The following is a 25,971-nucleotide window of genomic DNA, read 5'->3' as shown; positions in this document are numbered from 1 at the left end:
CGCATGCCTGCCTATCCCGACCTGCTCGACAACCCCTTCCGCCGCCGCCTGGCCCAGCCCGGCGCGCCGCTGGGCACCTGGCTCATGTCCGGCGCCGCCAGCACCGCCGAGGCCATGGGCCGCGCCGGCTTCGACTGGCTGCTGGTGGACCTGGAGCATGTGCCCATGGACGAGAAGGACACGCTCGCCGTGCTCCAGGCCATCGCCGGCACCGACGCCTGCCCGGTGGCCCGCCTGGCCGCCAACGAGGCCGTGCTGTTCAAGCGTGCGCTGGACCTGGGTGCGCAGACGGTCATGGTGCCCTTCGTTGACAGCGCCGACGCAGCGGCGCGTGCCGTCTCTTACGCCAAGTACCCGCCGCAGGGCGTGCGCGGCTTCGCGGCCGTGCACCGCGCCTCGGGCTACGGCACGGCGCGCGACTATGGCCAGCGCGCCAACGACTCGGTGTTCACCATCATCCAGCTCGAGACGCCGCAGGCGGTCGCCGCGCTAGAGGAGATCGCCGCCGTGCCGGGCGTGGATGCGCTCTTCCTCGGCCCCGGCGACCTGTCGGCCAACATGGGCCACATCGGCAACATCGCTCACCCGGACGTGCAGGCCGTCATCGCCGACGTGGCCAAACGCTGCCGCGCGGTGGGCAAGCCCTGCGGCATCGTGGGCCCCACGCCGCAGATGGTGGGCAGCTTCGTGCAGCTCGGCTACGACTTCGTGGCCGTGGCCTCGGACATGGGAATGATGATGCGGCAGGCCACGGCCTTCATCGAGGCGATCCGTCCTTCGCTCGCCAAGGGATTCGAGAGCAGCGTGTATTGACGCGCGCCCGACCACATTCAAGGAGACAACGATGAAGATCCGACCGGCCGCCGTGCGCGGCCTGCTGTGGGCCGCCCTGGCCTGTGCCGCCGCACTGCCGGCGCAGGCGCAGCCCGCCTATCCCGACAAGCCCGTGACCCTGGTCGTGCCCTTCGGGCCCGGCGGCACCTCGGACATCATGGCCCGCATCCTGGAGCGCCACATGGGCGAGCGGCTGGGCCAGGCCATGGTGGTGGACAACAAGGCCGGCGCGGGCGGCGCCATCGGCATGCTGCAGCTCATGCGCGCCCGGCCCGACGGCTACACCGTGGGCCTGTCGGTGATCGGGCCCGAGGTGCTGCAGCCCGCCATCCGCAAGACGGGCTACGGCCACCAGAACTTCGACCACGTTTGCCGCACCTACGCCGTGCCGCTGATGATGATGGTGCCCAAGGACTCGCCCTTCCAGAGCGTGGCCGACGTGTTGGCGTTTGCGCGCAAGAACCCCGGCACGCTCACCTACGGCTCGTCCGGCCGCGGCACGCTGCTGCACCTGGCCATGGAGATGCTGCTCGACAAGGCGCAGGCCAATGGTCTGCACGTGCCCTACAAGAGCTCGGGCGAGATGGTCACCGGCCTGCTGGGCAAGCAGGTCATGCTGTTCAGCGAGACGCCGACCGTCTCCAGGCAGTACGGCCTGCGGCCGCTGGCCGTGTTCGCCGAGCAGCGCCTGCCCGGCTATCCGGACGTGCCCACCATGGCCGAGGCCGGCTGGCCCATCACGGCCTCCATCTGGGGCGGCGTGATCGCGCCCAAGGGCCTGCCCGCGCCCGTGCTGGCGAGGCTGGAGTCGGCCTGTCAGGCCGCACTGGCCGGCGAGGCGTACAAGAGCGAAGCCCAACGCCTGGAGACGCCGCCCGCCTACATGGACGGCCCACGCTTCGCGGCCTTCGCCGCGCAACAATCCGAGGCCTACGGAAAACTCATCCGCGACCTGGGCCTCGCCGACAAGGACTGAGCCCCTGAGCCCGTCGGCGTCGGCCGAAACGGGCTCAGCCGTCGAGGCTCCTGTGCCGGCCGCCGGGCCGACTTCCTCTCCCGCATGCCGCCCTCGCTCACCTCGCTCGCCGCCCTTCTCGGTTCGCCCGCCACGCTGGCCCTGTACCTGCTGTGCGTCGCCATCGCCACCTTCGCCCAGACGCTCTCCGGCTTCGCCTTCGGGCTGGTCTTTTTGAGCCTGGTGGCCAGCTTCGACCTGGCCTCGGTGGCCGATGCGGCCAACGTGGCGACGGTGCTCACGCTGGCCAATGCCTGGGCCTATTTCCGCGCCCACCGGCAGCCCGTGCCCTGGGCGCTGATGAAGCCGGCCATGCTCACGAGCTGCGTCGGCGTGGGCCTGGGCCTGGTGCTGCTGCACTGGCTGAGCGCGGGTGCCACCACGGCGCTCAAGCTGCTGCTGGGCGTGGTGATCGTGCTGTGCGCGCTGGTGCTGCTGCGCCGGGGCGCGGTGCGGGCCACGCTGGCGCCGCCGCGGCAGTTCGCGGTGGCCGGGCTGCTGTCGGGGCTGATGGGCGGGCTGTTCGGCACCTCGGGGCCGCCCATCGTCTACCACCTCTACCGCCAGCCGCTGGGGCTGGACGTGGTGCGCCGCAGCCTGCTGCTGATGTTCGCGGGCAATGCGCTGACCCGCATCGTGCTGAACGTGCCCACGGGTGGCTTCTCGCTGCGGGCGGTGCTGCTGTCGGCCATCGCGTTGCCGCTGGTGCAGGTCCTCACGCGGCTGGCGCTGCGCCTGCAGCCGCATGTGCCGGCCGCGGCGCTGCGCTGGGGCGTGGCAGCGCTGCTGGTGGCCACGGGTGGGTCGCTGGCGATCGGGGCGCTGCACGCCCACTGACACGGCCTGCGCGCCGACGACCCTCAGGCACTGGCGCGCGGCGGCGCGGTCGATTCGCGCACGACCAGCGTCGCATCCACCTCGTGGTGCAGCACGCAGGGCTGGCCACTGAGCTGCTTGACCAGGTGCTCGCCGGCCCGCGTCCACACCTCGTCGGTGGGCAGGTGCATGGTCGTGAGGCTGGGCCGCAGGTGGCGGCTCCACTCCAGGTCGTCGAAGCCCATGACCGAGATGTCGCCGGGCACCTGCAGGCCGTGGCGCTCGACCTCCAGCAGCACGCCATAGGCCAGCACGTCGTTGCCGCAGACCACTGCCGTCGGACGCTCGGGGCGCGCCATGAGCGCCCGCGCGGCCTGGCGGGCATCGTCCAGGCGGTAGTGCACCTCGTAGTACCAGTCGTCGGGCAGCGGCAGGCCCTGCTCCTTCAGCGCGCGCCGCACGCCGGCCACGCGGGCCGAGGCACGGTCGTTGTGGGCCGACATGGCCGCCACCATGGCGATGCGCGTGTGGCCCAGACCGATCAGATAGCGCGTGGCGCGCCAGGCGGCGTCCTCGTTGTCGGCGCCGATGGAGGCGTAGGGCTTGTCGGGGTGGTAGACGCCCACGTTCACGAAGGGCATGCGCTGGGTGGCCAGCAGGCGCCGCAGGCCCTCGGTGTGCATGTCGCCGCGCAGGATCAGGCCGTCGACGCCGCGGCTGACCATGTTCTGCGCCTGGCGGAATTCGACCTCGGGGTCGTAGCCGCTGGTGGCCAGCAGCAGCAGGTAGCCCTGCAGCGACAGGTAGCGCTGCAGCGCCTCGATGCCGCGCGCGAACATGGCGTTGTCCACCGTCGGGATGATGGCGCCGATGGTGCGCGTGCGCCGCGACGACAGCGCCCGCGCCGCCGCGTCGGGGATGTAGCCCAGCGCGGCGATGGCCGCGTCCACCTTCAGGCGCAAAGCCGGGCTCACGGATTCGGGGCTGTTCAGCGCCCGCGAGATCGAGGCGGTCGACACGCCCGCGTGCTGCGCCACTTCGCGGATGCCGACGGATTTGTTCTTCATCGATGAAACAGTTTACATAAAACAGGTACATCGGTTGAGGCATCCATTTCGAGGGCAAACCCCAATCAAAAACCACCCATACAGGGCCTTTTCACGGTTGATCGACATCTGCCGATCACCCACAATTCTGTAAACGGTTACATCGCTTCGACCCGTCGGCATGGCCGACAGAACAAGGAGACATCCATGCGTTCCATCCACCGTCCCATCGCCGTGCTCGGCACGGTCGCCCTGGCCACGCTGTCGCTCACGGCGGGCGCCCAGGAGTTCAACTGGAAGAAGTACCAGGGCACCACGCTCACCTTCCTGGCCAACAACAACCCGGTGGCGGCGGCGCTGCTCAAGCACAAGGACGACTTCGAGAAGCAGACCGGCATGACGCTCAAGGTGGACAGCTACCAGGAGCAGCAGATGCGCCAGCGCATGGTGACGGTGATGAACTCGCGCAGCGACGAAGTGGACCTGTTCATGTCCCTGCCCTCGCGCGAGGGCCTGCAGTTCGCCAAGGCGGGCTGGTATGCCGACCTGACCGACCTCATCAAGACCTCCGCCGCGCCCGGCTACGACTTCGCCGACCTGAGCCCCGGCCTGGTGAAGGACGCGAGCTACAACGGCCGCGTGATGGGCGTGCCGCTCAACATCGAAGGCCCGGTGCTGTACTACCGCAAGGACCTGTTCCAGAAGTGCGGCGTGCAGCTGCCCAAGAGCCTGCCGGAACTCGAAGGCGTGGCCGCCAAGCTCAAGAGCTGCGAGCCGGACGTGACGCCCTTCGTCTCGCGCGGCCTCAAGCCGGCCCTGCCCTTCAGCTACAGCGTGTTCCTGCACAACTTCGGCGGCGACTACATGAAGGACGGCAAGTCGCAGCTGTGCAGCAAGCCGGGCCAGGAGTCGCTGGCCTTGTATTCCAAGCTGCTCAAGGACTACGGCCCGCGTGGCGTGGTGAACTACAGCTTCTATCAGATCAGCAGCCTTTACCGCGAAGGCAAGGCGGCGATGGCCTTCGAGTCCTCCAACGAGCTGCGCAGCGTGATGGAAGGCGGCGCCCGCCTCAAAGACACGGCCATCGCCGTGCTGCCCGCCGGCCCCGGCGGCTCGCGCCCCACGGTGATCGGCTGGACCATGTCCGTCTCGGCCTACAGCAAGAAGAAGGAAGCCGCCTGGTACTTCGTGCAGTGGGCCACCAGCCGCGCCGTGCAGGAGAAGCTGGCGCTGGATGGCGTGGCGCCCCCGCGTGCCTCGGTCGCCAACGGTGCCGACTACAAGGCCTGGATGGACGGCGAGCCGGTGCGCCGCGAATGGGCCGCCACGGTCAGCGAGCTGGGCAAGACCGGCACCTCCGAAGTGGGCTACCCCATCGTCGCCAACCCGGCCTCGCGCGAGTACGTGGGCCAGGCCGTGAACGAACTGCTGCTGGGCCAGAAGACCGTCGCCCAGGCCTGCGCCGACGCCGACAAGCAGCTCGACGCCCTGATCGCCAAGGACTGATGGACACGATCGCCGAAGACAGCCGCCCGCGGGCGGCCGGGAGCCCCTTCGCCTTCGCGCCGGGCCACCGCGTGCTGGTGGTGGGCGGCGCGGGCGGCATCGGCAGCGCCATCGCGCAGGCTTTCGCCGACGCCGGCTGCGAGGTGGTCGCCACCGGCGTGGACGACGCAGCGCTGGCGGCGTCCACCTTGAAGCCGGCCGCGCACCTGCGCCTGGCCACGCTGGACGTGACCCGTGACGACGACGTGGCGCGGCTGGTGGGCCAACTGGACGGCCTGCACACCCTGGTCAACTGCGCCGGCATCCTGGCGCGCTTCAAGGAGTTCGAGGTCGCCACCTTCCAGCGCGTGCTGGACGTCAACCTCACCGGCACCTTCCGCCTGTGCACGGCCTGCAAGCCGCTGCTCGCGGCACATGGCGATGCCGGCGGCGGCAGCATCGTCAACATCGCCTCGATGAACGCCTTCGCGGCGCTGCCGTGGATCCCGGCCTACTGCGCCAGCAAGGGCGGCGTGGTGATGCTCACCAAATCGCTGGCCCTGGCCTGGGCCGCCGAGGGCATCCGCGTCAACGCGGTGGCGCCCGGCTATGTCGAGACGCCGATCAACGCCGAAGGCCGCCAGGACGCGGCCCATTACGAACGCATCCGCGCGCGCATTCCGCAGGGCCGCTGGGCCCAGCCCACCGACATCGCGGGCAGCGCGCTCTTCCTGGCCTCGCCGGCCGCCCACTACATGACCGGCACCGTGCTGGCGGTGGACGGCGGCTTCCTGGCCGGATGAGGACCTTCCCATGAGCCAATCCATCGGAACCCGCCGGCAGCTGAACATGCTGTCCACGCCGGCCGTGATCTTCACGCTGGCGCTGATCGCCTTTCCCTTCGCGTACACGATCTGGCTGAGCCTGCACGAGTTCAGCTTCGGCGGCAGCGCCACGGTCAACTACGGCCAGAACTACCTGCTCATGCTGCAGGACGGCGAGTTCTGGAACGGCCTGAAGATCACGCTGGTGCTGTACGTGCTCTCGCTGGCGCTGCAGCTGGTGCTGGGCACCTACGTCGCGCTGCTGCTGCATTCGTCCAAGAAGCTCTCGGGCATCGTGCGCACGCTCATGATCTCGCCCTTCGTGCTGCCGCCGGTGGTGGTGGGCATGATGTGGCTGGTGGTGCTGGACCCGTCCATCGGCGCCGCCAACTGGCTGCTGGAGAGCGTGGGCCTGCCGCGCTCGGACTGGCTGGCCTCGCCGCAGTGGGTGATCCCCACCGTCGCCTTCATCGATACATGGCAATGGACGCCCTACGTGGCGCTGATCGTGCTGGGCGGGCTGCAGTCGCTGCCACCCAACGTGTACGAGGCGGCGCAGATCGACGGCGCCTCGCGCTGGAAGACCTTCTGGCGCATCACGCTGCCGCTGCTGATGCCCACCATCGTCACGGCCGCCATCCTGCGCAGCGTCGACCTGCTGCGCTTCTTCGACATCATCTACATCACCACCCAGGGCGGGCCGGGCAATGCCTCGAACACGCTCAACATCTACGGCTTCCGCAAGGGTTTCGAGTTCTTCGAGATCGGCTATGCGAGTGCGCTGATGATCACGCTCTCGACGCTGGTGCTGGGCGCGGTGGTGGTGCTGACCCAGGCGCGCAAGCGCGTCGCCTGGTGAGGAGACACGCATGCACGACGACGCCCTCATCCGCCGCCTGAACGCGCTGCAGATCGCGCTGGTGGGCCTGATCATCCTGGCGCCCATCGCCTGGATGGTGCTGGCCTCCTTCAAGCCCTCCGCCGAGGTCACGGCCTACCCGCCCAAGCTGTTCTTCACGCCCACGCTGGACAACTACCGCCAGCTCTTCGGCACCACGCCCTTCGCCCACTACACCTGGAACAGCCTGGTCATCACCATCGGCTCGACGGTCATCGGCATCGTGCTGGGCGTGCCGGCGGCCTTCGCGGTGTCGTGGACGCGCATCACCTGGCCGGCCACGGTCACGCTGCTGGCGCGCATGGCGCCGGGCACGCTCTTCCTGCTGCCGTGGTACGTGATGTTCCGCGAGCTGAACCTGATCGGCACCTACACGGCGCTGGTGGTCACGCATGCGGTCATCACCATGCCCATCGTCATCTGGGTGCTGCTGCCCTTCTTCGACAACATCCCGCGCAGCGTGCTGGAAAGCGCGCAGGTGGACGGCTGCAGCGTGCCGCGCATCCTGTGGCGCATCGCGCTGCCGCTGGTGATGCCGGGGCTGGTGGTGTCGGCCATCCTGGCCTTCGTCTTCTCCTGGAACTACTTCCTCTTCGCGCTGGTGCTGTCCAACGGCGACACCAAGACGCTGATCGCCGCCTCGTTCAATTTCATCGGCGAGGGGGCCTCCAACTGGGGTGCCCTCATGGCCGCGGCCACGCTCATCGCGCTGCCGCCGCTGGTGCTCGCCTTCTTCGTGCAACGCCGTCTGGTGTCGGGCCTCGCGCTCGGTGCCGTCAAGGGTTAGGAGCCAATCTCATGCAAGCAGCTGTCTTCCATGGCGACAAGACCATCACGGTCGCCGACATCGAACGTCCCGTGCCCGCCGCCGGCGAGGTGCTTCTGCGCGTGCGCCGCACGGCGCTGTGCGGCTCGGACACCAAGCTCTGGATCAAGGGCGCGACCTTCACGCCTGGCCACGAGATCTTTGGCGTGGTCGAGCAGCCGGGCCATGCGCTCGACGGCCGCCGCTGCCTGGTCTACATCCCGGTGCATTGCGGCCACTGCGAGAGCTGCCGCCGCGGCGACACGCAGATGTGCCTGAACGAGTCGGTACTGGTGGGCTGGAACCGCCCCGGCGGCTATGCCGAATACCTGGCCGTGCCCGAGCAGTGCCTGCTGCCCGTGCCCGACGACATCGAGGACGCGCTCGCGCCGCTGCTGCTGGACACCATCGGCACCGCCGCGCACGGCATCCGCTTCGTGCAGAACCTGGTGCCGCCGCAGGGCGCCGGCCCGGTGCTGGTCACGGGCGCGGGTCCGGTGGGCATGGGCGCCATCGTGGCGCTGCTCAACCTGGGCTACACCGAGGTCTACGTGTCCGATCTGAAGGAGGAGCGCCTGCAGTTGGCCGAATCCTTCGGCGCGCGCCGGCACCCGGTGGGCGACAACAGCAAGCGCTTCAAGCTCATCGTCGAGTGCAGCGGCTCGCATGCGGCGCGCTCGCTGGGCATGAACATCGTGCTGCCGCGCGGCGTGCTGATCCTCATCGGCGAGAGCGACGCGCCCTGGCCCGTGCAGGAGACGCCGGCCATCCGCCGCAAGGACTTCTACATGGTGCGCACCTTCTACTTCCCCAAGTCGGACTTCGCGCTCAACGTGGAGCTGCTGCGCAAGGAGAAGGCGCGCTACCGCCAGCTGGTGGACGCGCAGTTCGGCATCGCGCAGCTGCCCGAGATGTTCGGCCGCTTCGTGGCGGGCGAGCTGGTCAAGCCGCTGCTGGCTTTTTCCTGAGGCGGCGCGAATGGCAGCGATCCATCTGCGAGGCCTGATCAAGCGCTACGGCGACATCACCGTGGTGCCCGCCATCGACCTGGAAGTCCGGGACCAGGAATTCGTCGTCTTCGTCGGGCCCTCGGGCTGCGGCAAGTCCACCCTGCTGCGCGTGATCGCGGGGCTGGAGCCCATCGACGGCGGCGAGCTCTACATCGGCGACACCTGCGTCAACGACGTGCCGCCCGCACAGCGCGACATCGCCATGGTGTTCCAGGACTACGCGCTCTATCCGCACATGAGCGTCTACCAGAACATGGCCTTCGGCCTGGAGATGCGCGGCATGGACAAGGCCGAGATCGACCGCCGCGTGCAGCGCGCGGCCGGCCTGCTGCACATCGAGCCCTTCCTGCAGCGCAAGCCCAAGGCCCTGTCGGGCGGCCAGCGCCAGCGCGTGGCCATGGGCCGCGCGATGGTGCGCAACCCGAAGGTCTTCCTCTTCGACGAGCCGCTGTCCAACCTTGACGCCAAGCTGCGCGGCGAGGTACGCACCGAGATCAAGGCGCTGTCGCAGCAGCTCAAGACGACCATGATCTTCGTCACCCACGACCAGGTGGAGGCCATGACCATGGCCGACCGCATCGTGGTGCTCAAGGCCGGCTTGGTGCAGCAGTTCGGCACGCCCGACGAGGTGTACCGCCAGCCCGCCAACCAGTTCGTGGCCGGCTTCATCGGCTCGCCCACCATGAACTTCTTCGACGTGGGCGTGGAAGCCGGCGGCCTGCGCCTGGCCGATGGCACGCTGCTCGCGATGCCCGCCGAGCGTCTGCAGCCGATGCTCGCGGCCGGCCGCGCCAGGGCCGTGCTGGGCATCCGCCCCGAGCACCTGCTGGCGCAGGCCGAGGGCCCGCTGCGCACCACCGTCAGCGTGGTCGAGCCGCTGGGCTCGGACACGCTGGTGTACTTCGATTTCGACGGCAAGCGCCATGTGGCGCGCGTGGCGCCCGAGCTGGCGGTGAACGCGGGCGCCCCCATCGCGCTGGGCTTCGACGCGGCCAAGGTGCACCTGTTCGACGCCGCCACCGGGGACGTGCTGCGGTGAACGCCCTGTCCCTCTTGCCCGATTCGCTGCGCGAGGCACGGCCCGTGGTGATCTGCCTGGGGTTGTCGGCCTTCGACCTGACCTGGGGGGTGGACGCCCTGCCCACGGGCGGTGGCAAGACACGTGCCGGCGACTTCCGCGAAGGCGGCGGCGGCATGGCCGCCAACGCCGCAGTGGCCGCCGCCCGCCTGGGCGCCGACGCGCGCTTCTGGGGCCGTGCGGGCGACGACAGCGCCGGCCGCGCCATGCGCGACGAGCTGGCTCGCGATGGCGTGGACGTGGCGCAGTTCCGGCTCTTCGACGGGGCCCGCTCCTCGGTCTCGGGCATCGTGGTCGACACCCGCGGCGAACGCATGATCGTCAACTTCCGCGGCGATGGCCTGCCCGCCGATCCCGCCTGGCTGCCGCTCGACGCGGTGGCCGGCGCCCAGGCGGTGCTGGCCGACCCGCGCTGGCCCGAGGGCGCGCTCGCCCTCTTCCAGGCCGCCCGCCGGCATGGCGTGCCCTCGGTGCTCGACGGCGACATGGCCGAGGCCTGGGTCTTCGACCAGCTGCTGCCGCACACCGACGTGGCCGCCTTCTCGGAGCCCGCGCTCGCTGCCTACAGCGGCGGCGGCGCACTGCACGCGCAGCTGGGCGTGGCCCGCGCGCGCGGCTGCCGGCTGGCCGCCGTCACCCTGGGCGAGCACGGCGTGGCCTGGCTGGACGAAGCCGGCACCCTGCAGACCCTGCCCGCCTTTGCCGTCGACGCGGTGGACACCACCGGTGCCGGCGATGTTTTCCACGGAGCCCTCGCCTTCGCCCTCGGTGCCGGACTGGCACCGGCGCAGGCCTTCCGTCTGTCCGCCGCAGCCGCGGCACTCAAGTGCCGGCAGGCCGGGGGCCGCTCGGGCGCGCCCCGGCTGGGCGATGCACTCACCTTCCTTCAAGAGATCCAGGAGCACTGAACATGGCGAACAACCTCCGTCTGGGCAAGCAATGGGGCCTGCGCCGCATGGCCACGCCCGCCGGGCATTTCACGATGGTGGCGCTCGACCAGCGCCCGCCCATCGCCAGCCTCATCGCCAAGAAGCAGGGCATTGCCCCGGCCGACGTGGCCTTTGCCGACATGGTCGCCGTCAAGCGCGTGCTGGTGGACGTGCTGGGCCCGCATGCCAGCGCCATGCTGTTCGACCCCAACTACGCCTTCCCCGCCGGGCTGAAGAAGCTGCCGGCCCACACCGGCTTGGTGGTGACGCTGGAGGACCACCGCTTCCGCGACCAGCCCGGCGGCCGCCTGTCGCATTCGATCAAGGACTGGAGCGTCGAGAAGATCAAGCGCGCCGGCGGCGACGGCGTCAAGGTGCTGGCCTGGTACCGGCCCGATGCCGACGCCGACATCGTGGCCCACCAGCAGCGCTACGTGGCCGAGATCGGCGAGCAGTGCCGCGTCCACGACATCCCGCTGGTGCTGGAGCTGCTGGTCTACCCCTTCCCCAAGAGCGAGCGCCACACCACCGACTATGTGGAGTCGCCCGAGAAGCTGCCCGAGCTGGTGCTCGACAGCGTGCGCGAGTTCGCCAAGCCGCATTACGGCGTGGACCTGTTCAAGCTCGAAAGCCCGCTGCCCGGCGCCAGCCTGCCGGCGCATGGCGACAGTGCCGAGTCGCGCCAGGCCCAGGCCCTGTTCGACCAGATGGGCGGCATCTGCCGCGATGCCGGCATCCCCTGGGTGATGCTGTCGGCCGGCGTCACGCCCAAGCAGTTCTTGCGCGTCATGGAATACGCCTATGCGGCGGGCGCCCACGGCTTCCTGGCCGGCCGCGCCGTGTGGTGGGAGGCGCTGCAGCAGTTCCCCGACCTGGCCGGCTTCGAGGCCCAATTGCGCCGCGAAGGCACGGCCACGCTGGCCGAACTGGCCGCCCTCACCGCCCGCGCCGGCAACGCCTGGCAGGCCGACTACAGCGCTTTCGACGCGCTCAAGGCCGAGGGCGAGTTCTGCCTGGCCTACGCGGGATGAGGGCAGCGGCGACCGAGCTGCGCCTCGAACGCATCGACGCCTTCGTCTTCCGCGCGCCGGCCGATCCGCCGGTGCAGACCTCCTTCGGCATCATGCGCGACCGGCCGGCCCTGTTGCTGCGCGCCATCGCCGATGACGGCGCCGAGGGCTGGGGCGAGGTCTGGTGCAACTTTCCGACCGTGGGCGCGGAGCACCGCGCGCGCATGGCGCTGACCTACCTGCCGCCGCTGGCCTGCGGGCCGCAATGGACGAGCCCGCAGCACTGCTTCGAGACGCTCAGCGCCAAACTGGCCGTGCTGGCCATCCAGTGCGGCGAGCCCGGCCCGCTGGCGCAGATCGTGGCCGGCCTGGACATCGCGCTGTGGGACCTGCTGGGCCGCCGCCATGGCCTGCCCGTGTGGAAGCTGCTCGCGCCCGACCTGGCGGCGCCTGCACCGGTGCCGCTCTATGCCTCCGGCCTCAACCCGACGGCACCGGAGAAGCTGGCAGAGGCCAAGCGCGCGGAGGGCTACCGCGCCTTCAAGCTCAAGGTCGGCTTCGGCGCCGAGCGCGACGAGGCCAACCTGGCCGCCATGCGCGAGGTGATCGGCCCCGCGGCGCCGCTGATGGTCGACGCCAACCAGGGCTGGGACCTGGACGAGGCCATCGCCGCCGGCCGCCGCATGGCCCGCCACGACCTCGGCTGGCTGGAGGAGCCCGTGCGCGCCGACACGCCGCTGGCCGACTGGGCGCGGCTGGCGCGCGAGCAGCCGTTGCCCCTGGCCGGTGGCGAGAACCTGGCCGGCCTGGATGCCTTCGACGCCCACATCGGCGCCGAGGGCCTGTCGATCATCCAGCCGGACCTGGGCAAATGGGGCGGCTTCAGCGGCTGCCTGGCCGTGGGCCGGCGCACGCTGGCGCAGGGCAAGCGCTTCTGTCCGCACTGGCTCGGGGCCGGCATCGGCCTCACGGCCTCTTTCCACCTCAAGGCGGCGGTGGGCGGGCCGGGCTATGTGGAGGTGGATGCCAACCCCAACCCGCTGCGCGACCTGCTGGCCACGCCGGTGTTCGCGCTGGAAGAAGGCGCCGTGCACCTGGGCACGACGCCCGGCCTGGGCGTGCAGCCCGACCTCGGCGCGGCCCAGGCTTTCCGCATCGCGCTCTAGGCGGAGTCGGCGCCGGCCGTACGGCGTGCGTTCATCGAAGGCTGGGAAGATCCCCGGCCGCGGCCATCCGGCAGCGCCGATACCTCCAAGAACGCACGCCTTCAGCCATGTCCTCTTCCGGTTTCCACGTCCACGGTCCGCACGACCACGAACTCCAGCATGCCGCCGAACACGAGGCCGAGCATGCCGCCGCCGCCAAGAAGCAGCGCAGCATCACCAACGAGGTGGCCGTCTTCACCGCCGTGATCGCCACGGTCGGCGCCATCTTTGCCTACATGGGCGGGCTGACGCAGGCCAATGCCGGCCTCTACAAGAACAACGCCGGCATGAAGCGCACCGAGGCCGCCAACCAGTGGAATTACTACCAGGCCAAGAGCACCAAGCAGGCACTGGCCGAGTTCGCCCGAGACCTCTCACCCGAGGACCGCAAGCCGGCCATGCAGGAAAAGGCGACGCGCTACGACAAGGAGAAGGCCGAGATCCAGCTGGCCGCCCAGAAGCTGGACAAGGAGGCCGACGACTGGGACCACCGCTCCGATGCCGCCCTGCACGAGCACCACCGCTGGGCCCAGGCCACCACCGCGCTGCAGGTGTCCATCGCGCTGGCCGCCATCGCCCTGCTCACCCGCAAGCGCTGGCTGGAGTGGGGCATGTTCGGCGTCGCCGGGCTGGGACTGGCCATCGGCGGCCTGGCCCTCGCCCACGTCTGAGGCAGCGCTTCACGACGGGCGGCGGCACCGGCGCTATGGCTCGCCCATAGTTCCACACATGCAACGACGTAGGTCATGGCGCCGCGATTGTTTCGCTGGCGTGAACGTGACGTTCGTCAAAGACAAGGGTTTTCCCTAGATTCGAGGCGCACAATTCATCTCACGGGCCAGCGATTGAACGCAGACCCGAAGCCAGCGGGGCAGGTGCCCTGCCAGCTCTGTTCAACGCAGTACCTGCCTACAGGAGAAAAATCATGACCAAGACCTCGAAGATCATTGCCCTCGCCGCCCTGTCGTTCGCCGCCGTTGCCGGCGCCAGCGCCGAGGAATACCAAGGCGTCACCGCCCCCGTGTCGGCCCTGAGCCGCGCCGAAGTGAACGCCCAGGGCGTGCAGGCTGCCCGCGCCGAGCAGAACCTGGAATACGTCGGCCAGCAGGTCGCCGTGGCCCCGGCCGCTCCCCGCAGCCGCGCTGCCGTGCAGGCCGAAGCCGTGGCCGCTGCCCACAACCCCACCGCCAGCCTGGATGCCCGCGCCTTCGTGAACAGCACGATCCCGGCCCAGTACACCCAGGGCAGCCTGTCGGTCTACCGCAAGGCCGGTCTGTAATCAGCCACTGCCGTCCGTCGTCGGCCTGTTGTCAGCAGGCCGCACGCCGGGCAGCCGCCTTCGGGCCACCGGAAAGCCGGCATGCGAAAGCATGTCGGCTTTTTGCTTGGGGGCCGGCAGCCGCCCGAACAGAAAAAAAGCGGCCCGCGCCGGGCCGCTCTGTGCTTCGCGGAGGTCGTGAGGACGCTCAGTCCGGCACGACCGCCGTGACCTCGATCTCCACCTTGGCGCGGTCCTCCACCAGCGCCGACACCTCCACCGCCGTCATGGCGGCGTTGTAGCAGTTGATCAGCTCGCGGAAGTGCTTGCCGATGGCCGGATAGGCGGCCACGTATTCGCGCTTGTCGGTCACGTACCAGGTCATGCGCACGATGTGCTCGGGGCTGGCACCGGCCTCGCGCAGCACTTCCACGATGTTCTGCAGCGCCTGACGCACCTGCTCGCCCAGGTCGTCGGTGTGGAACACGCCCTGCGCATCCCAGCCGATCATGCCGGCCACGAAGACCATGCGGCCACGGGCGGTGACGCCGTTGGCATAGCCCTTGGGGCGTGGCCAGCCGGGAGGAAGAAGAACTTGCATGCGGGACTCCTGCGGAAAAAACGGGGGATTCAGTTCAGGGCCGGATCGGCCGCGAAGCGCGCCAGCGCCTCGCGCACGTCCGGCGGGATGTCGATGGCGCGGTGCGTCTGCAGGCTGGTGAACACCAGCACCTGCCGCGAGGCCACGCGCAATTCGCCGTCGGCGCCGGCGCACTGGAGCGCCAGCGTGAGCGAGCGGCCACCCGCGCGCTCCACCGCCAGGCCCAGCTCGACGGTGTCGCCCAGGCGGCTGATGGCGCGGAAGTCGCACTCCAGCCGCACGATGGGCAGGCCGATGTGGCGGCCGGCGATCATGCCGGCGTAGCTCACGTCGAGGCCGTCGTTGAACCAGTCCTCGACGAGCTGGTTGAACATCACCAGGTACTGGGGAAAGAAGACGATGCCGGCCGGGTCGCAGTGCGAAAAGCGGATGAGCTGGGTGCGCGCGAAGCGGCCCGGCGGCGTGTCGGTGATGGTCTCGCCCTGGTCGGCAGGAGTGGCGACGCGGATCACGAGGCCGCTCCTGCAGGTGCCGCCTGTGCCGCCTGCTTGAGCACGAAGCGCTGCAGCTTGCCCGTCTGCGTGCGCGGCAGCTGCGCCACGAACACCACCGAGCGTGGGTACTTGTAGGGCGCCACGGTGGCCTTCACGAAGTCCTGCAGCGTGCGCACCATGGCGTCGCCCGGCTCGCCCTGGCCGGCGCGCAGCACCACGAAGGCCTGCACGATCTGGCCTCGGTCGGCGTCGGGCGCGCCGATGACGGCGCATTCGGCCACGGCCGGGTGCTGCATCAGCGCCTCTTCCACCTCGGGCGCGGCGATGTTGTAGCCGGCCGAGATGATCATGTCGTCGGTGCGCGCCTGGTAGAAGAAGTAGCCGTCGGCATCCATCACGTAGGCATCGCCCGTGAGGTTCCAGCCGCCCTGGACGTACTGCGCCTGGCGCGGGTCCGACAGGTAGCGGCAGCCCGTGGGGCCCTGCACCGCCAGCCGGCCCACGGTGCCGGGCGGCAACTCGCGGCCTTCCTCGTCCACGATGCGGGCGCGATAGCCGGGCACGGGCCTGCCCGTGGCGCCGGGCCGCGCGGTGGCCTCGTCGTGCGAGATGAAGATGTGCAGCAGCTCCGTGGAGCCGATGCCGTCGATCAGCTCGATGCCGGTGGCCTGCTTCCACAGCGCGCGGGTGGTGGCGGGCAGCGCCTCGCCGGCCGACACGCACTTGCGCAGCGGCGTGGCGCGCAGGGCGGCGCCCTGCTCCGCCAGCAGCCGGTACGAGGTGGGCGCGGTGAACAGCACCGTGGCACCGAAGTCCTGGATGCCCTGCAGCAGCTGCGCCGGGCCGGCTTTTTCCAGCAGCACGGTCGAGGCGCCCACGTGCATGGGAAAGAGCACCAGCCCGCCCAGCCCGAAGGTGAAGGCCAGCGGCGGGCTGCCGATGAACACATCGTCGGCCGTGGCGCGCAGCAGGTGGGGCGGCCAGCAATGGCACACCGCCATCACATCGCGATGGAAATGCATGGTGGCCTTGGGCACGCCGGTGGTGCCCGAGGTGAAGCCGAACAGGCAGGTGTCGTCGGCGGCCGTGTCCACGTTGTCGAAGACGGGCGAGGCCTCGGCCATCAGGGCCTCCAGGCCCTCGGGCCCGTCGGCATGGAAGTGGCGGACGTGTTTCAGCACATCCGTCTTCTGCGCGGCCAGGCCCAGCTCTTCGGCCAGGGCGACGTCGCACAGCGCATGCGTGACCTGGCCGATCTCCAGGATGGGCACCAGCTCCTTGGCGCGCAGCAGCGGCATGGTGGCCACGGCGATGCCGCCGGCCTTCATCACCGCGAACCAGCAGGCCGCGAGCATCGGGTTGTTGGGCGCGCGCAGCAGCACGCGGTTGCCCGGCACCAGGCCCATCTGCTTGACCAGCACGTTGGCGATGCGGTTGGCCTTGTCCTGCAGCTCGGCATAGGTCCAGCGCAGGCCGGGCGCCAGGATGCAGGGCCGGTCGCCGCGGCCTTCGGCCACGTGGCGGTCCAGCAGTTCGGTGGCGCAGTTCAGCCGCGCGGGCATCTGCAGTTCGGGAAGCTCGAAGATGAACTCCGGCTGCTGCTCGGGCGGCGGCAGGTGCTCGCGCGCGAAGGTGTCGACGTGGGCGCTGGCGGTCATGGCGGTCTCCAGCCGTGCGCGTTCAGGCCGCCTTGGGCGCGCCGGCCTCGCGCAGCAGCTCGCGGGCGATGATCAACTGCTGCACCTCGGTGGCGCCCTCGTAGATGCGCAGGGCGCGGATCTCGCGGTAGAGCCGCTCCACCGGCTGCTCGCTCACCACGCCCAGGCCGCCGAACATCTGCACGGCGGCGTCGATGACCTGCTGCGCGTTCTCGGTGGCGGTGAGCTTGGCCATGGCCGCGTCCTTCGTCACCGGCTCGCCGCGGTCGCGGCGCCAGGCGGCGCGGTAGGTCAGCAGCGCGGCGCTGTCGATGGCGGTGGCCATCTGCGCCAGCTTGGCCTGCGTGAGCTGGAAGTCGGCCAGCACGCCGTTGAACATGCGGCGCGTGGTGGCGCGGGCCAGGGCCTCGTCGAGCGCGCGGCGGGCAAAGCCCAGCGCGGCGGCGGCGACCGAGGTGCGGAACACGTCGAGCGTGCGCATCGCCACCTTGAAGCCCTCGCCGGCCGCACCCACACGCTGGCTGGCCGGCACGCGGCAGCCGGTGAAGCGCAGGCGCGCCAGCGGATGCGGCGCGATCACCTCGATGCGCTCTGCGATCTCGAAGCCGGGCGTGCCGGCCTCGACGATGAAGGCGCTGATGCCGCGGGCGCCAGGCGCCTCGCCGGTGCGCGCGAACACCACGTAGAAGTCGGCGATGCCGCCGTTGGAGATCCAAGTCTTCTCGCCGTCGAGCACGTAGTGCTCGCCGTCCTGCTGCGCGCTGCACTGCATGGCCGCCACGTCGGAACCGGCCTCGGGCTCGGAGAGGGCGAAGGCCGAGATGGCTTCGCCGCGGGCCACGCGCGTCAGGTAGCGCTCGCGCTGCTCCGCCGTGCCGTGCAGGCTGATGGCGCCGCTGCCCAGGCCCTGCATCGCAAAGGCGAAGTCGGCCAGGCCGCTGTGGCGGGCCAGCGTCTCGCGGATCAGGCAGATCGCCCGCGCGTCCATGGTCTGCGCCGATTCGCCGACGGCATGTTTCAGCCAGCCGCCCGCGCCCAGCGCCTTGACCAGCGCGCGGCATTCGGCGTCCACGTCGTGGCCATGGTCCTGCGAGATGTTCTGCGCGGCCCAGGCGTCCACGGACTGCGCCAGCTCGCGGTGATGCGGCTCGAAGAAGGGCCAGTCGAGGTAGGTGGTGTCGGCCATGTCAGGACTCCCGCCGGGCCGCCCCAAGGGAGGCCTGCGCCCCCTTGGGGGGCAGCGAATACACGAAGTGATGAGCGTGGGGGTCCATGTCAGTTCCCCTCGAAGACGGGCTTCTGCTTGGCGACGAAGGCCTCGTAGGCCCGCGTGAAGTCCTGCGTCAGCATGCACAGCGCCTGGGCCTGGGCCTCGGCCTCGATCGCTTGCTCGATGGTCATGGCCCATTCCTGGTGCAGCATGGTCTTGGTGATGCCGTTGGCGAAGCTGGGCCCTTCGGTCAGCTGGGCGGCCAGCTTCTGCGCCTCGGCCAGCACCTCGTCGGGCGCGCACAGGCGGTTGAAGAAGCCCCAGCGCTCGCCCTCCTCGCCGCCCAGGCTGCGGCCGGTGTAGAGCAGCTCGCTGGCGCGGCCCTGGCCCACGATGCGCGGCAGCATGGCGCAGGCGCCCATGTCGCAGCCGGCCAGACCGACGCGGTTGAACAGGAAGGCGGTCTTGCTGCGGGCCGTGCCCAGGCGCAGGTCCGAGGCCATGGCCAGGATGGCGCCGGCGCCGGCGCACACGCCATCGATGGCGGCCACGATGGGCTGCGGGCAGGCGCGCATGGTCTTGACCAGCTCGCCGGTCATGCGGGTGAACATCAGCAGCTCGGGCGCCTTCAGCCGCACCAGCGGGCCGATGATCTCGTGCACGTCGCCGCCGGAGCAGAAGTTGCCGCCGGAACCGGCGAGCACCACCGCCTTCACGTCGTCGGCCCACTTGAGCTGGTGGAACAGGTCGCGCAGCTCGGCATAGCTGTCGAAGGTGAGCGGGTTCTTGCGCTCGGGGCGGTCGAGCACGACGGTGGCCACGCCGTCCTTCACCGACCAGAGAAAGTGCTTGGCCTCGTAGCCGGCCAGGGGGCGCTGGTTGCCGGCCACCAGGGCCGGGTCCACGCGGGGAATGCTGTCGCTCATGCGGTCTCCGTTCTTTGCTGTCTGCGTTGGGGGGTGGAAGGCGAAGGCGCGGTCATATGACCTCGCCGCCCGCCACGGAAATGGATTGGCCGGTCACGGCGCCCGCGCCCTGGCCGCACAGCCAGGCGACGGCGTCGGCCACCTCGTCGGGCTGCACCAGGCGGCCCTGCGGATTGCTCTTGACGAATTCGGCCCGCGCGGCCTCGGGGCTGCGACCGGTCTTGGCGACCACGCGCTCGATGCTCTGGCGCACGATGTCGGTCTCGGTGTAGCCCGGGCACACGGCGTTGACCGTGATGCCCTTGGTGGCCAGCTCCAGCGCGAGCGAGCGCGTGAGCCCCACCACGCCGTGCTTGGCCGCGCAGTAGGCCGACACGTAGGCATAGCCCACCTGCCCCGCCGTGCTCGCCACGTTGACGATGCGGCCCCATCCCGCCGCCAGCATGCCGGGCAGCACGGCCTGGCTGCAGACCATGGTGCCGGTCAGATTGACCGCCAGCATGCGCTGCCACAGGGCCATGTCCATCTTGTGGAAGGGCGCGCTCTCGGCCTGGCCGGCGTTGTTGACAAGGGCGGCCACCGGGCCGAAGCGGCCTTCGGCCTGGGTCAGTGCGGCGGCCACCGCCTCGGCGTCGGCCACGTCGGCGCTGACGGCGAACAGGTGCTCGGCATCCTCCGCCGCCACGGCCTGCACGGCCTCGGCGCTGCGGCCCAGCACCGTCACCTGCCAGCCCTCGGCCACCAGGCGCCGCGCGACTGCGGCGCCGATGCCGCGCCCGCCACCGGTCACCAGTGCATGGTGCGGGCCCGCGGCGCCGCTCACTTGGCGGCCCCCGCGGCCTCGGCCTGGGCCTTCTCGCGGGCGAAGTTGGCTTCCATCTGCGGCTTGGCCGAGCGGTACTGCCTGGGCCACGAGATGGCCGTGTAGCCGATCTTGGCGGCCTCGGTCAGCGTCCAGGCCGGGTTGGCCAGGTGCGGACGCGCCACCGCGCACAGGTCGGCGCGGCCGGCGGCCAGGATGCTGTTGGCATGGTCGGCCTCGCTGATCGCGCCCACGGCGATGGTGGGGATACCCGCCTCCTGCCGGATGCGGTCGGCGAAGGGCGTCTGGAACATGCGGCCGTAGACCGGCTTTTCCTTCTTGCTCACCTGGCCCGAGGAGCAGTCGATCATGTCCGCGCCTGCAGCCTTGAAGGCCTTGGCGATGGCGACGGCGTCTTCCGGCGTGATACCGCCTTCCACCCAGTCGTGCGCCGAGATGCGCACCGAGATCGGCTTGTCGGCGGGCCAGGCGGCGCGCACGGCGGCGAACACCTCTAGCGGATAGCGCAGACGGTTTTCGAGCGAACCGCCGTACTCGTCGGTGCGCTGGTTGGTCAGCGGCGAGATGAAGCTCGACAGCAGGTAGCCGTGCGCGCAGTGCAGCTCCAGCCAGTCGGCGCCGGCTTCGGCGGCGGCGCGGGTGGATGCGACGAACTGCGCCTTCACCTCGGCCATGTCCTCGTGCGTCATGCCACGCGACAGCTGGCTCACGCCCTCCAGGTACTGCTGCGGCGAGGCCGACAGCAGCGGCCAGTTGCCCGACTCCAGCGGCTGGTCGATGCCGTCCCAGGCCAGGCGGGTGGAGGCCTTGGCCCCGGCATGGCCGATCTGGATGGCGAACTTCGCATCGGTGTTGGCATGGATCCAGTCCGCGATGCGCTTGAAGGCCACCGTGTGCTCGGGCTTGTACAGGCCCGGGCAGCCGGGGGTGATGCGACCCTCGGGGCTCACGCAGGTCATCTCGGCGAAGACCAGGCCGGCGCCACCCATGGCGCGCGCGCCCAGGTGCACCAGGTGGTAGTCGCCGGCCACACCGTCCACCGCCGAGTACTGCGCCATGGGCGAGACCACGATGCGGTTCTTGAGCGTGACGCCGCGCACCGTGTAGGGCGTGAACATGGGAGGCGGTGGCGTCCTGCCCTCGGGCACGGGCACGTCGGCGCGCTGCGCGAACCAGCGCTCGTAGCCCTCGAGCCAGCCGCGGTCGCGCAGGCGCAGGTTCTCGTGGCTGATGCGCTGGCTGCGCGTGAGCATCGAGTACATGAACTGCTCGGGCTCCAGCTGGTCGCAATAGCGCTTGCCGCAGACCTCGAACCATTCCATGGCGTTCCAGGCCGCGTTCTGGATGCGCAGCGTCTCCACGCGGCGGGCTTCCTGGTAGGCCTTGAGTACCTCGGGGATGTGCTCGCGGGTATCGCCCCGGGCCGCAAACAGACGGGCCAGCTCGATGGCGTCCTCGATGGCCAGCTTGGTGCCGGAGCCGATGGCGAAGTGCGCCGTGTGCACCGCGTCGCCCATCAGCACCACATGGCTGCCGTGCTCGTTCTGCAGCGACCATTGCTCGCAGACCACGCGCTGGAAGTTGATCCAGGCCGAGCCGCGCAGGTGCCGCGCGTTGGTCATCAGCTTGGCACCCTGCAGGTCGCCGGCAAAGATCTTTTCGCAGAAGTCGATGGACTGCTGCTGGTCGGCCTGGTCCAGGCCATGGGCCTTCCAGGTGTCCTCGGTGGTCTCGACGATGAAGGTCGACGTGGTGTCGTCGAACTTGTAGATGTGGGCCTGGAACCAGCCGTGCTCGGTGCGCTGGAAGTCGAAGGTGAAGGCCTCGTAGACCTTGTTGGTGCCCAGCCAGATGAAGCGGTTGGGCCGCGTCACGACGTCCGGCTTGAAGACATCAGCGTACTTGCCGCGGATGCGCGAGTTGACGCCGTCGCTGGCGATGATGAGGTCGGCGTCGGGATAGTCGGCGTCGCTGCCGGCCTCGGTCTCGAACACCAGGTTGACGCCCAGCGCCTCGCAGCGCGCCTGCAGGATGTTCAGCAGCTTCTTGCGGCCGATGCCCACGAAGCCGTGGCCGCCCGAGCGGATGCGCCGGCCCTTGAACAGCAGCTCGATGTCGTCCCAGTGGTTGAAGGCCTGCTCGATCTCGTCGGCCGTCTCGCGGTCGCAGGCGCGCATGTTCTCCATGGTCGCGTCCGAGAAGACCACGCCCCAGCCGAAGGTGTCGTAAGGCTTGTTGCGCTCGACCACGGTCACCTGGTGACCGGGGTTGTGCTTCTTCATCAGCAGTGCGAAGTACAGGCCGGCCGGCCCGCCGCCGATGCAGACGATGTTCATGGAAAGGCTCCTTTGCGATGGCTTGGGGTGGAGTCTCCTCCGCAATTAGTTTAGTTGTCAAGCAAATGGGGGCCGGCAGGGAGGTGCGGTGGTCCGGCCCTGGCGCCGGTGAGGGCGCGTCGGCGCTTCAGTGGGGCGGTCGGCGCTGCGCGCCGACTTCCCTCCGGTGCTCGGGCACACGGGCCGCGGCAGAACTCGCTACGCGCTTCGCGCTGCGCTCAAACAAACGCCGCGAGTCAGTTCACGAAGCGGGCCTGTCCTTCGGCAGGCCCGCAGCCCGTCCGCCCTGCGCTCCTCGGCGCCCCACAGGCGCGCCGCCACGCCCTCACCGGCACCAGGGCCTGCATTGCGGTTGATCGGCCGGCATTGGTGCTGTGCGCGGCGACTCCCTCGTGCAATGCCGGTCAATGGAGCCGTTCGCCCTGAGCTCGTCGAAGGGCTTTGCCCCAGCGCTTGCTCTGGCTTCGACAGGCTCAGCCCGAACGGTTGGGGGGCAGGCCGAGAGGATGGGAAGCCGGCAAGAGGAAGGGAATCGCGCGGAGAGCGTGTTAACCCGCGGACAGTCAGGCCGGGATGCACGACGCCAGCTTCCACGCGCCGGTGCCGGGCCCAGGGTGCGTGGGCGATTTCGGGGTCGGCGAGGAGCGCAGGATGGACGGGCTGCAGGCCTGCCGAAGGACAGGCCTGCTTCGTGATCTGACTCGCGGCAGTTGTCTGAGCGCAGCGCGTGAGCGCGTAGCGAGTTCTGCCGCGTGCCCGTCCATCCGAGCACCGCAGCGGAGTCGGCCCGCAGGGCCGACCGACCCCGTATGAGCCCGCGCACCCTGGGCCCGGCACTGGCGCGCACCCCAGACGCCCCTCCGAGCCGGCCTCGCCGCCGACATGAGCCCACACTGCCCCAGCATACGCAAGCCATCTGTCAGCGTGATACCCCCATGACCGCACCCCCCTGCACCGCGGACGTTCCGATTCCTACAGTGCGCCTCGTCCGGCCCGCCCCCGAGGCCAGGAAGACCCACTCCAAGGAAGAGACAGTCCCACGATGCAACCCGACGTGCTCGTCATCGGCGGCGGCAATGCCGCGCTGTGCGCCGCGCTGATGGCGCGCGAGGCCGGCGCCAGCGTGCTGCTGCTGGAGTCCGCGCCCCGCGCCTGGCGCGGCGGCAATTCGGCCCACACCCGCAACCTGCGCTGCATGCACGATGCGCCGCAGGACGTGCTGGTCGAGGCCTACCCGGAAGAGGAGTTCTGGCAGGACCTGCTCAAGGTCACCGGCGGCCAGACGCAGGAGCCGCTGGCGCGGCTGGCGATCCGCCATTCGGGCCACTGCCGGCCCTGGATGCGCCGCCACGGCGTGCACTTCCAGCCGCCACTGTCGGGCGCGCTGCACGTGGCGCGCACCAACGCCTTCTTCATGGGCGGCGGCAAGGCGCTGGTCAATGCCTACTACCGCAGCGCCGAGGCCCTGGGCGTGCAGGTGCGCTACGAGGCGCCGGTCGACCGGCTGGAGATCGATGCCGACGGTCGCTTCGTCGCCGCGCACACCGTGGCCGGCGAACGCATCGCCGCCCGCAGCTGCGTGCTGGCGGCGGGAGGCTTCGAGTCCAACCGCGACTGGCTACGCGAGGCCTGGGGCCGCAATGCGCGCGGCGAGTTTCCCTCCGACAACTTCCTGATCCGCGGCACCGCCTTCAACCAGGGCGTGCTGCTGCGCCACCTGCTGGAGGCCCACGGCGCCGACCGCATCGGCGATCCGACCCAGGCCCACATGGTGGCCATCGATGCCCGCGCGCCGCTGTACGACGGCGGCATCTGCACCCGCATCGACTGCGTGTCGCTGGGCGTGGTGGTCAACCGCGAGGGCGAACGCTTCTACGACGAGGGCGAGGACTTCTGGCCCAAGCGCTACGCCATCTGGGGCCGCCTCGTGGCCATGCAGCCGGGGCAGATCGGCTACTCGATCATCGACAGCCAGGCCATCGGCCGCTTCATGCCGCCGGTGTTCCCGGGCGTGAAGGCCGACAGCCTGCCCGAGCTGGCCGCCCAGCTGGGCCTGCCGATCGACACCTTCATGCAGACGCTTGAGGCCTACAACGACGCCTGCCGCGTGGGCCGCTTCGACCACACGGTACTGGACGACTGCCACACCGAAGGCCTGGCGCCCGCCAAGACGCATTGGGCCCGGCCCATCGTGCAGGCGCCCTTCTACGGCTATGCGGTGCGCCCGGGCGTGACCTTCACCTACCTGGGCCTGCAGACCGACGACACCGCCGCCGTGCGCTTCGGCGGCGCGGCCAGCGCCAACCTCTTCGTGGCCGGCGAAATGATGGCCGGCAACGTGCTGGGCAAGGGCTACACGGCCGGCGTGGGCATGAGCATCGGCACGGCCTTCGGCCGCATCGCCGGGCGGAACGCGGCCCTGGCCGCCCGGCAGCAACCCCTCTGCACCCTGGCGAACGTGATCGCCGACGACAAGGAGAAGAACGCCCATGCAAGCGCTTGATGCCATGGTCAAGGAGGCCCGGCAGCTGGCGCTGGGCGAGGTGGTGCCGGCCTCCACCGCGGCCGAGGACGAGGTCGCCCGCCAGCTGCAGATCTGCAATGCCTGCCGCTACTGCGAAGGCTTCTGCGCCGTCTTTCCGGCCATGACGCGGCGGCTGGCCTTTCCGGTGGCCGACGTGCACTACCTGGCCAACCTCTGCCACAACTGCGGCGCCTGCCTGCATGCCTGCCAGTACGCACCGCCGCATGCCTTCGCGGTCAACGTGCCGCAGGCCATGGCACGGGTGCGGGCTCGCACCTACCAGGACTACGCCTGGCCGCCGGCGCTCGGCCGGCTGTACGAGCGCAACGGACTCACGCTGTCGGTGGCCCTGGCACTGGGCCTGGGGCTGTTCCTGGCGCTGGCCGTGGCCCTGAAGGGCGGGCTGTGGCGGGCCATGCCGGCGGGTGGAAATTTCTACGACCTGTTCCCCCACAACCTGATGGTGGGCCTGTTCGCGCCCGTGTTCCTGTTCGCGGTGCTGGCGCTGGCCCTGGGCGTGCGCCGCTTCTGGCGGGCCGTGACGCCGGTCACCGGCGCGGTGGCGGTGAGCGGCCCGGCAGGTGCCGAGGCGGCCGGCGACATCGCGCAATTGCGTTACCTGGACGGCGGCCACGGCGAGGGCTGCCACGAGGCCGACGACGGCCCCACCCTGGCGCGGCGGCGTTTCCACCACCTGACCTTCTACGGGTTCCTGCTGTGCTTCGCGGCCACGTCGGTGGCGACGCTCTACCACTACGCGCTGGGGCTGCCCGCGCCCTACGACCTGCCCAGCCTGCCCAAGCTGCTGGGCGCCGTGGGCGGCGTGATGCTGATGGCCGGCAGCGCCGGCCTGGGCTGGCTGCACCTGCGGCGCCATCCGATGCATGGCGATGCGGCCCAGCGGCCGATGGACCGCGGCTTCATCGCGCTGCTGTTCCTCACCAGCGCCAGCGGCCTCGCCCTGTGGCTGGCGCGCGGCAGCGCCGCCATGCCGCTCACCCTGTGCCTGCACCTGGGCGCGGTGATGGCGCTGTTCGCCACCCTGCCCTACGGCAAGTTCGCCCACGGCATCTTCCGCAGCGCCGCGCTGCTGCGCTTTGCCGTCGAGAAGCGGCTGCCCAACCCGGCCGCGGCCGGCGGCGAATGACGCCCGCGCCTTCCCCTTTCCAGACCCTGCTCGGAGACA

Annotated in this window: 24 protein-coding genes; 16 read left to right on the top strand and 8 right to left on the bottom strand. The window is 70.3% G+C overall.

Annotated elements, in window-relative coordinates; translation table 11 throughout:
• Positions 1-3 precede the first annotated feature (3 nt).
• The 3 genes from BXA03_RS08800 (at position 4) to BXA03_RS08790 (ending at position 2,686) form a co-directional block, all read left to right on the top strand.
• Positions 4-813 (top strand): HpcH/HpaI aldolase family protein, encoded by an 810-nt coding sequence (locus BXA03_RS08800; RefSeq protein WP_083715972.1) that lies wholly within the window; start codon positions 4-6, stop codon positions 811-813.
• A gap of 31 nt (positions 814-844) precedes the next feature.
• Positions 845-1,810 carry a tripartite tricarboxylate transporter substrate binding protein gene (locus BXA03_RS08795; protein ID WP_076506260.1) on the top strand — a complete coding sequence of 322 codons (966 nt, stop codon included), beginning with the start codon at positions 845-847 and terminating at the stop codon, positions 1,808-1,810.
• A gap of 84 nt (positions 1,811-1,894) precedes the next feature.
• Positions 1,895-2,686 carry a TSUP family transporter gene (locus BXA03_RS08790; protein ID WP_076506258.1) on the top strand — a complete coding sequence of 264 codons (792 nt, stop codon included), beginning with the start codon at positions 1,895-1,897 and terminating at the stop codon, positions 2,684-2,686.
• Between the two features lie 23 nt (positions 2,687-2,709).
• Here the strand turns inward: BXA03_RS08790 and BXA03_RS08785 are convergent, their stop codons facing one another.
• Positions 2,710-3,732 (bottom strand): LacI family DNA-binding transcriptional regulator, encoded by a 1,023-nt coding sequence (locus BXA03_RS08785; protein ID WP_076506256.1) that lies wholly within the window; start codon positions 3,730-3,732, stop codon positions 2,710-2,712.
• Between the two features lie 186 nt (positions 3,733-3,918).
• On the opposite strand from BXA03_RS08785, the gene BXA03_RS08780 reads away from it, so the two are divergent.
• The 11 genes from BXA03_RS08780 (at position 3,919) to BXA03_RS08730 (ending at position 14,234) form a co-directional block, all read left to right on the top strand.
• Positions 3,919-5,217: an ABC transporter substrate-binding protein gene (locus tag BXA03_RS08780; protein WP_076506254.1), complete on the top strand. Its 1,299-nt coding sequence runs from the start codon at positions 3,919-3,921 to the stop codon at positions 5,215-5,217.
• Positions 5,217-5,999 carry an SDR family NAD(P)-dependent oxidoreductase gene (locus tag BXA03_RS08775; protein ID WP_083715971.1) on the top strand — a complete coding sequence of 261 codons (783 nt, stop codon included), beginning with the start codon at positions 5,217-5,219 and terminating at the stop codon, positions 5,997-5,999. The genes BXA03_RS08780 and BXA03_RS08775 overlap by 1 nt, the downstream gene beginning before the upstream one ends.
• Before the next feature lie 10 nt (positions 6,000-6,009).
• Positions 6,010-6,879, top strand: a complete 870-nt coding sequence (locus BXA03_RS08770) for a carbohydrate ABC transporter permease (protein WP_076506251.1) — start codon at positions 6,010-6,012, stop codon at positions 6,877-6,879.
• Positions 6,880-6,889: 10 nt separating this feature from the next.
• Positions 6,890-7,705, top strand: a complete 816-nt coding sequence (locus BXA03_RS08765; RefSeq protein WP_076506249.1) for a carbohydrate ABC transporter permease — start codon at positions 6,890-6,892, stop codon at positions 7,703-7,705.
• Between the two features lie 11 nt (positions 7,706-7,716).
• A complete protein-coding gene (locus BXA03_RS08760) occupies positions 7,717-8,691 on the top strand; it encodes an alcohol dehydrogenase catalytic domain-containing protein (RefSeq protein WP_076506246.1) in 975 nt (324 codons plus the stop codon).
• A gap of 10 nt (positions 8,692-8,701) precedes the next feature.
• On the top strand, positions 8,702-9,772 hold the full coding sequence (locus tag BXA03_RS08755) for an ABC transporter ATP-binding protein (protein ID WP_076506244.1): 1,071 nt from the start codon (positions 8,702-8,704) through the stop codon (positions 9,770-9,772).
• On the top strand, positions 9,769-10,719 hold the full coding sequence (locus tag BXA03_RS08750; protein ID WP_076506240.1) for a PfkB family carbohydrate kinase: 951 nt from the start codon (positions 9,769-9,771) through the stop codon (positions 10,717-10,719). The genes BXA03_RS08755 and BXA03_RS08750 overlap by 4 nt, the downstream gene beginning before the upstream one ends.
• A 2-nt stretch (positions 10,720-10,721) precedes the next feature.
• Positions 10,722-11,771 carry a tagatose 1,6-diphosphate aldolase gene (locus tag BXA03_RS08745; protein WP_076506238.1) on the top strand — a complete coding sequence of 350 codons (1,050 nt, stop codon included), beginning with the start codon at positions 10,722-10,724 and terminating at the stop codon, positions 11,769-11,771.
• A complete protein-coding gene (locus tag BXA03_RS08740) occupies positions 11,768-12,916 on the top strand; it encodes a mandelate racemase/muconate lactonizing enzyme family protein (protein WP_076506236.1) in 1,149 nt (382 codons plus the stop codon). The genes BXA03_RS08745 and BXA03_RS08740 overlap by 4 nt, the downstream gene beginning before the upstream one ends.
• A gap of 107 nt (positions 12,917-13,023) precedes the next feature.
• Entirely contained in the window at positions 13,024-13,626 is a 603-nt protein-coding gene (locus tag BXA03_RS08735) for a DUF4337 domain-containing protein (protein ID WP_076506233.1), read from the top strand.
• A gap of 254 nt (positions 13,627-13,880) precedes the next feature.
• Complete coding sequence (locus BXA03_RS08730; RefSeq protein WP_076506230.1) at positions 13,881-14,234, top strand: hypothetical protein; 354 nt, start codon at positions 13,881-13,883, stop codon at positions 14,232-14,234.
• Positions 14,235-14,421: 187 nt separating this feature from the next.
• On the opposite strand, the gene BXA03_RS08725 is transcribed toward BXA03_RS08730, so the two are convergent.
• The 7 genes from BXA03_RS08725 to BXA03_RS27145 form a co-directional block, all read right to left on the bottom strand.
• The gene (locus BXA03_RS08725; RefSeq protein ID WP_076506228.1) at positions 14,422-14,814 is read right to left on the bottom strand and encodes a RidA family protein; all 393 of its coding nucleotides are present in this window, start codon (positions 14,812-14,814) and stop codon (positions 14,422-14,424) included.
• 29 nt (positions 14,815-14,843) lie between these two features.
• Positions 14,844-15,323 (bottom strand): acyl-CoA thioesterase, encoded by a 480-nt coding sequence (locus BXA03_RS08720; protein WP_369822408.1) that lies wholly within the window; start codon positions 15,321-15,323, stop codon positions 14,844-14,846.
• Positions 15,323-16,966, bottom strand: coding sequence for an AMP-binding protein (locus BXA03_RS08715; RefSeq protein ID WP_076506226.1), 1,644 nt, complete (start codon positions 16,964-16,966; stop codon positions 15,323-15,325). The genes BXA03_RS08720 and BXA03_RS08715 overlap by 1 nt, the downstream gene beginning before the upstream one ends.
• A gap of 22 nt (positions 16,967-16,988) precedes the next feature.
• Positions 16,989-18,152 (bottom strand): acyl-CoA dehydrogenase family protein, encoded by a 1,164-nt coding sequence (locus tag BXA03_RS08710; RefSeq protein ID WP_076506223.1) that lies wholly within the window; start codon positions 18,150-18,152, stop codon positions 16,989-16,991.
• 89 nt (positions 18,153-18,241) lie between these two features.
• Complete coding sequence (locus tag BXA03_RS08705; RefSeq protein WP_076506220.1) at positions 18,242-19,102, bottom strand: enoyl-CoA hydratase family protein; 861 nt, start codon at positions 19,100-19,102, stop codon at positions 18,242-18,244.
• A gap of 52 nt (positions 19,103-19,154) precedes the next feature.
• Positions 19,155-19,925, bottom strand: a complete 771-nt coding sequence (locus tag BXA03_RS27150; protein WP_076506218.1) for an SDR family NAD(P)-dependent oxidoreductase — start codon at positions 19,923-19,925, stop codon at positions 19,155-19,157.
• Entirely contained in the window at positions 19,922-22,261 is a 2,340-nt protein-coding gene (locus BXA03_RS27145) for a bifunctional salicylyl-CoA 5-hydroxylase/oxidoreductase (protein ID WP_076506215.1), read from the bottom strand. Before BXA03_RS27145 ends, BXA03_RS27150 begins: the two co-directional genes overlap by 4 nt.
• A gap of 1,042 nt (positions 22,262-23,303) precedes the next feature.
• On the opposite strand from BXA03_RS27145, the gene tcuA reads away from it, so the two are divergent.
• Positions 23,304-24,764, top strand: coding sequence for an FAD-dependent tricarballylate dehydrogenase TcuA (gene tcuA / locus BXA03_RS08690; protein ID WP_076506212.1), 1,461 nt, complete (start codon positions 23,304-23,306; stop codon positions 24,762-24,764).
• Positions 24,751-25,932, top strand: coding sequence for a tricarballylate utilization 4Fe-4S protein TcuB (gene tcuB / locus BXA03_RS08685; protein WP_076506210.1), 1,182 nt, complete (start codon positions 24,751-24,753; stop codon positions 25,930-25,932). The genes tcuA and tcuB overlap by 14 nt, the downstream gene beginning before the upstream one ends.
• Positions 25,933-25,971: the final 39 nt, after the last annotated feature.

It is taken from the genome of Pseudacidovorax sp. RU35E (assembly GCF_900156165.1).
Taxonomy (GTDB): domain Bacteria; phylum Pseudomonadota; class Gammaproteobacteria; order Burkholderiales; family Burkholderiaceae_C; genus Xenophilus.
This window is presented reverse-complemented; position numbering and strand designations above follow the sequence as displayed.

What these genes read in the sequence shown, in the direction of transcription:
- BXA03_RS08800 (WP_083715972.1), top strand. Translation starts at nt 4, where the DNA reads ATGCCTGCCTATCCCGACCTGCTCGACAACCCCTTCCGCCGCCGCCTG.
- BXA03_RS08795 (WP_076506260.1), top strand. Translation starts at nt 845, where the DNA reads ATGAAGATCCGACCGGCCGCCGTGCGCGGCCTGCTGTGGGCCGCCCTG.
- BXA03_RS08790 (WP_076506258.1), top strand. Translation starts at nt 1,895, where the DNA reads ATGCCGCCCTCGCTCACCTCGCTCGCCGCCCTTCTCGGTTCGCCCGCC.
- BXA03_RS08785 (WP_076506256.1), bottom strand. Translation starts at nt 3,732, where the DNA reads ATGAAGAACAAATCCGTCGGCATCCGCGAAGTGGCGCAGCACGCGGGC.
- BXA03_RS08780 (WP_076506254.1), top strand. Translation starts at nt 3,919, where the DNA reads ATGCGTTCCATCCACCGTCCCATCGCCGTGCTCGGCACGGTCGCCCTG.
- BXA03_RS08775 (WP_083715971.1), top strand. Translation starts at nt 5,217, where the DNA reads ATGGACACGATCGCCGAAGACAGCCGCCCGCGGGCGGCCGGGAGCCCC.
- BXA03_RS08770 (WP_076506251.1), top strand. Translation starts at nt 6,010, where the DNA reads ATGAGCCAATCCATCGGAACCCGCCGGCAGCTGAACATGCTGTCCACG.
- BXA03_RS08765 (WP_076506249.1), top strand. Translation starts at nt 6,890, where the DNA reads ATGCACGACGACGCCCTCATCCGCCGCCTGAACGCGCTGCAGATCGCG.
- BXA03_RS08760 (WP_076506246.1), top strand. Translation starts at nt 7,717, where the DNA reads ATGCAAGCAGCTGTCTTCCATGGCGACAAGACCATCACGGTCGCCGAC.
- BXA03_RS08755 (WP_076506244.1), top strand. Translation starts at nt 8,702, where the DNA reads ATGGCAGCGATCCATCTGCGAGGCCTGATCAAGCGCTACGGCGACATC.
- BXA03_RS08745 (WP_076506238.1), top strand. Translation starts at nt 10,722, where the DNA reads ATGGCGAACAACCTCCGTCTGGGCAAGCAATGGGGCCTGCGCCGCATG.
- BXA03_RS08740 (WP_076506236.1), top strand. Translation starts at nt 11,768, where the DNA reads ATGAGGGCAGCGGCGACCGAGCTGCGCCTCGAACGCATCGACGCCTTC.
- BXA03_RS08735 (WP_076506233.1), top strand. Translation starts at nt 13,024, where the DNA reads ATGTCCTCTTCCGGTTTCCACGTCCACGGTCCGCACGACCACGAACTC.
- BXA03_RS08730 (WP_076506230.1), top strand. Translation starts at nt 13,881, where the DNA reads ATGACCAAGACCTCGAAGATCATTGCCCTCGCCGCCCTGTCGTTCGCC.
- BXA03_RS08725 (WP_076506228.1), bottom strand. Translation starts at nt 14,814, where the DNA reads ATGCAAGTTCTTCTTCCTCCCGGCTGGCCACGCCCCAAGGGCTATGCC.
- BXA03_RS08715 (WP_076506226.1), bottom strand. Translation starts at nt 16,966, where the DNA reads ATGACCGCCAGCGCCCACGTCGACACCTTCGCGCGCGAGCACCTGCCG.
- BXA03_RS08710 (WP_076506223.1), bottom strand. Translation starts at nt 18,152, where the DNA reads ATGGCCGACACCACCTACCTCGACTGGCCCTTCTTCGAGCCGCATCAC.
- BXA03_RS08705 (WP_076506220.1), bottom strand. Translation starts at nt 19,102, where the DNA reads ATGAGCGACAGCATTCCCCGCGTGGACCCGGCCCTGGTGGCCGGCAAC.
- BXA03_RS27145 (WP_076506215.1), bottom strand. Translation starts at nt 22,261, where the DNA reads ATGAACATCGTCTGCATCGGCGGCGGGCCGGCCGGCCTGTACTTCGCA.
- tcuA (WP_076506212.1), top strand. Translation starts at nt 23,304, where the DNA reads ATGCAACCCGACGTGCTCGTCATCGGCGGCGGCAATGCCGCGCTGTGC.
- tcuB (WP_076506210.1), top strand. Translation starts at nt 24,751, where the DNA reads ATGCAAGCGCTTGATGCCATGGTCAAGGAGGCCCGGCAGCTGGCGCTG.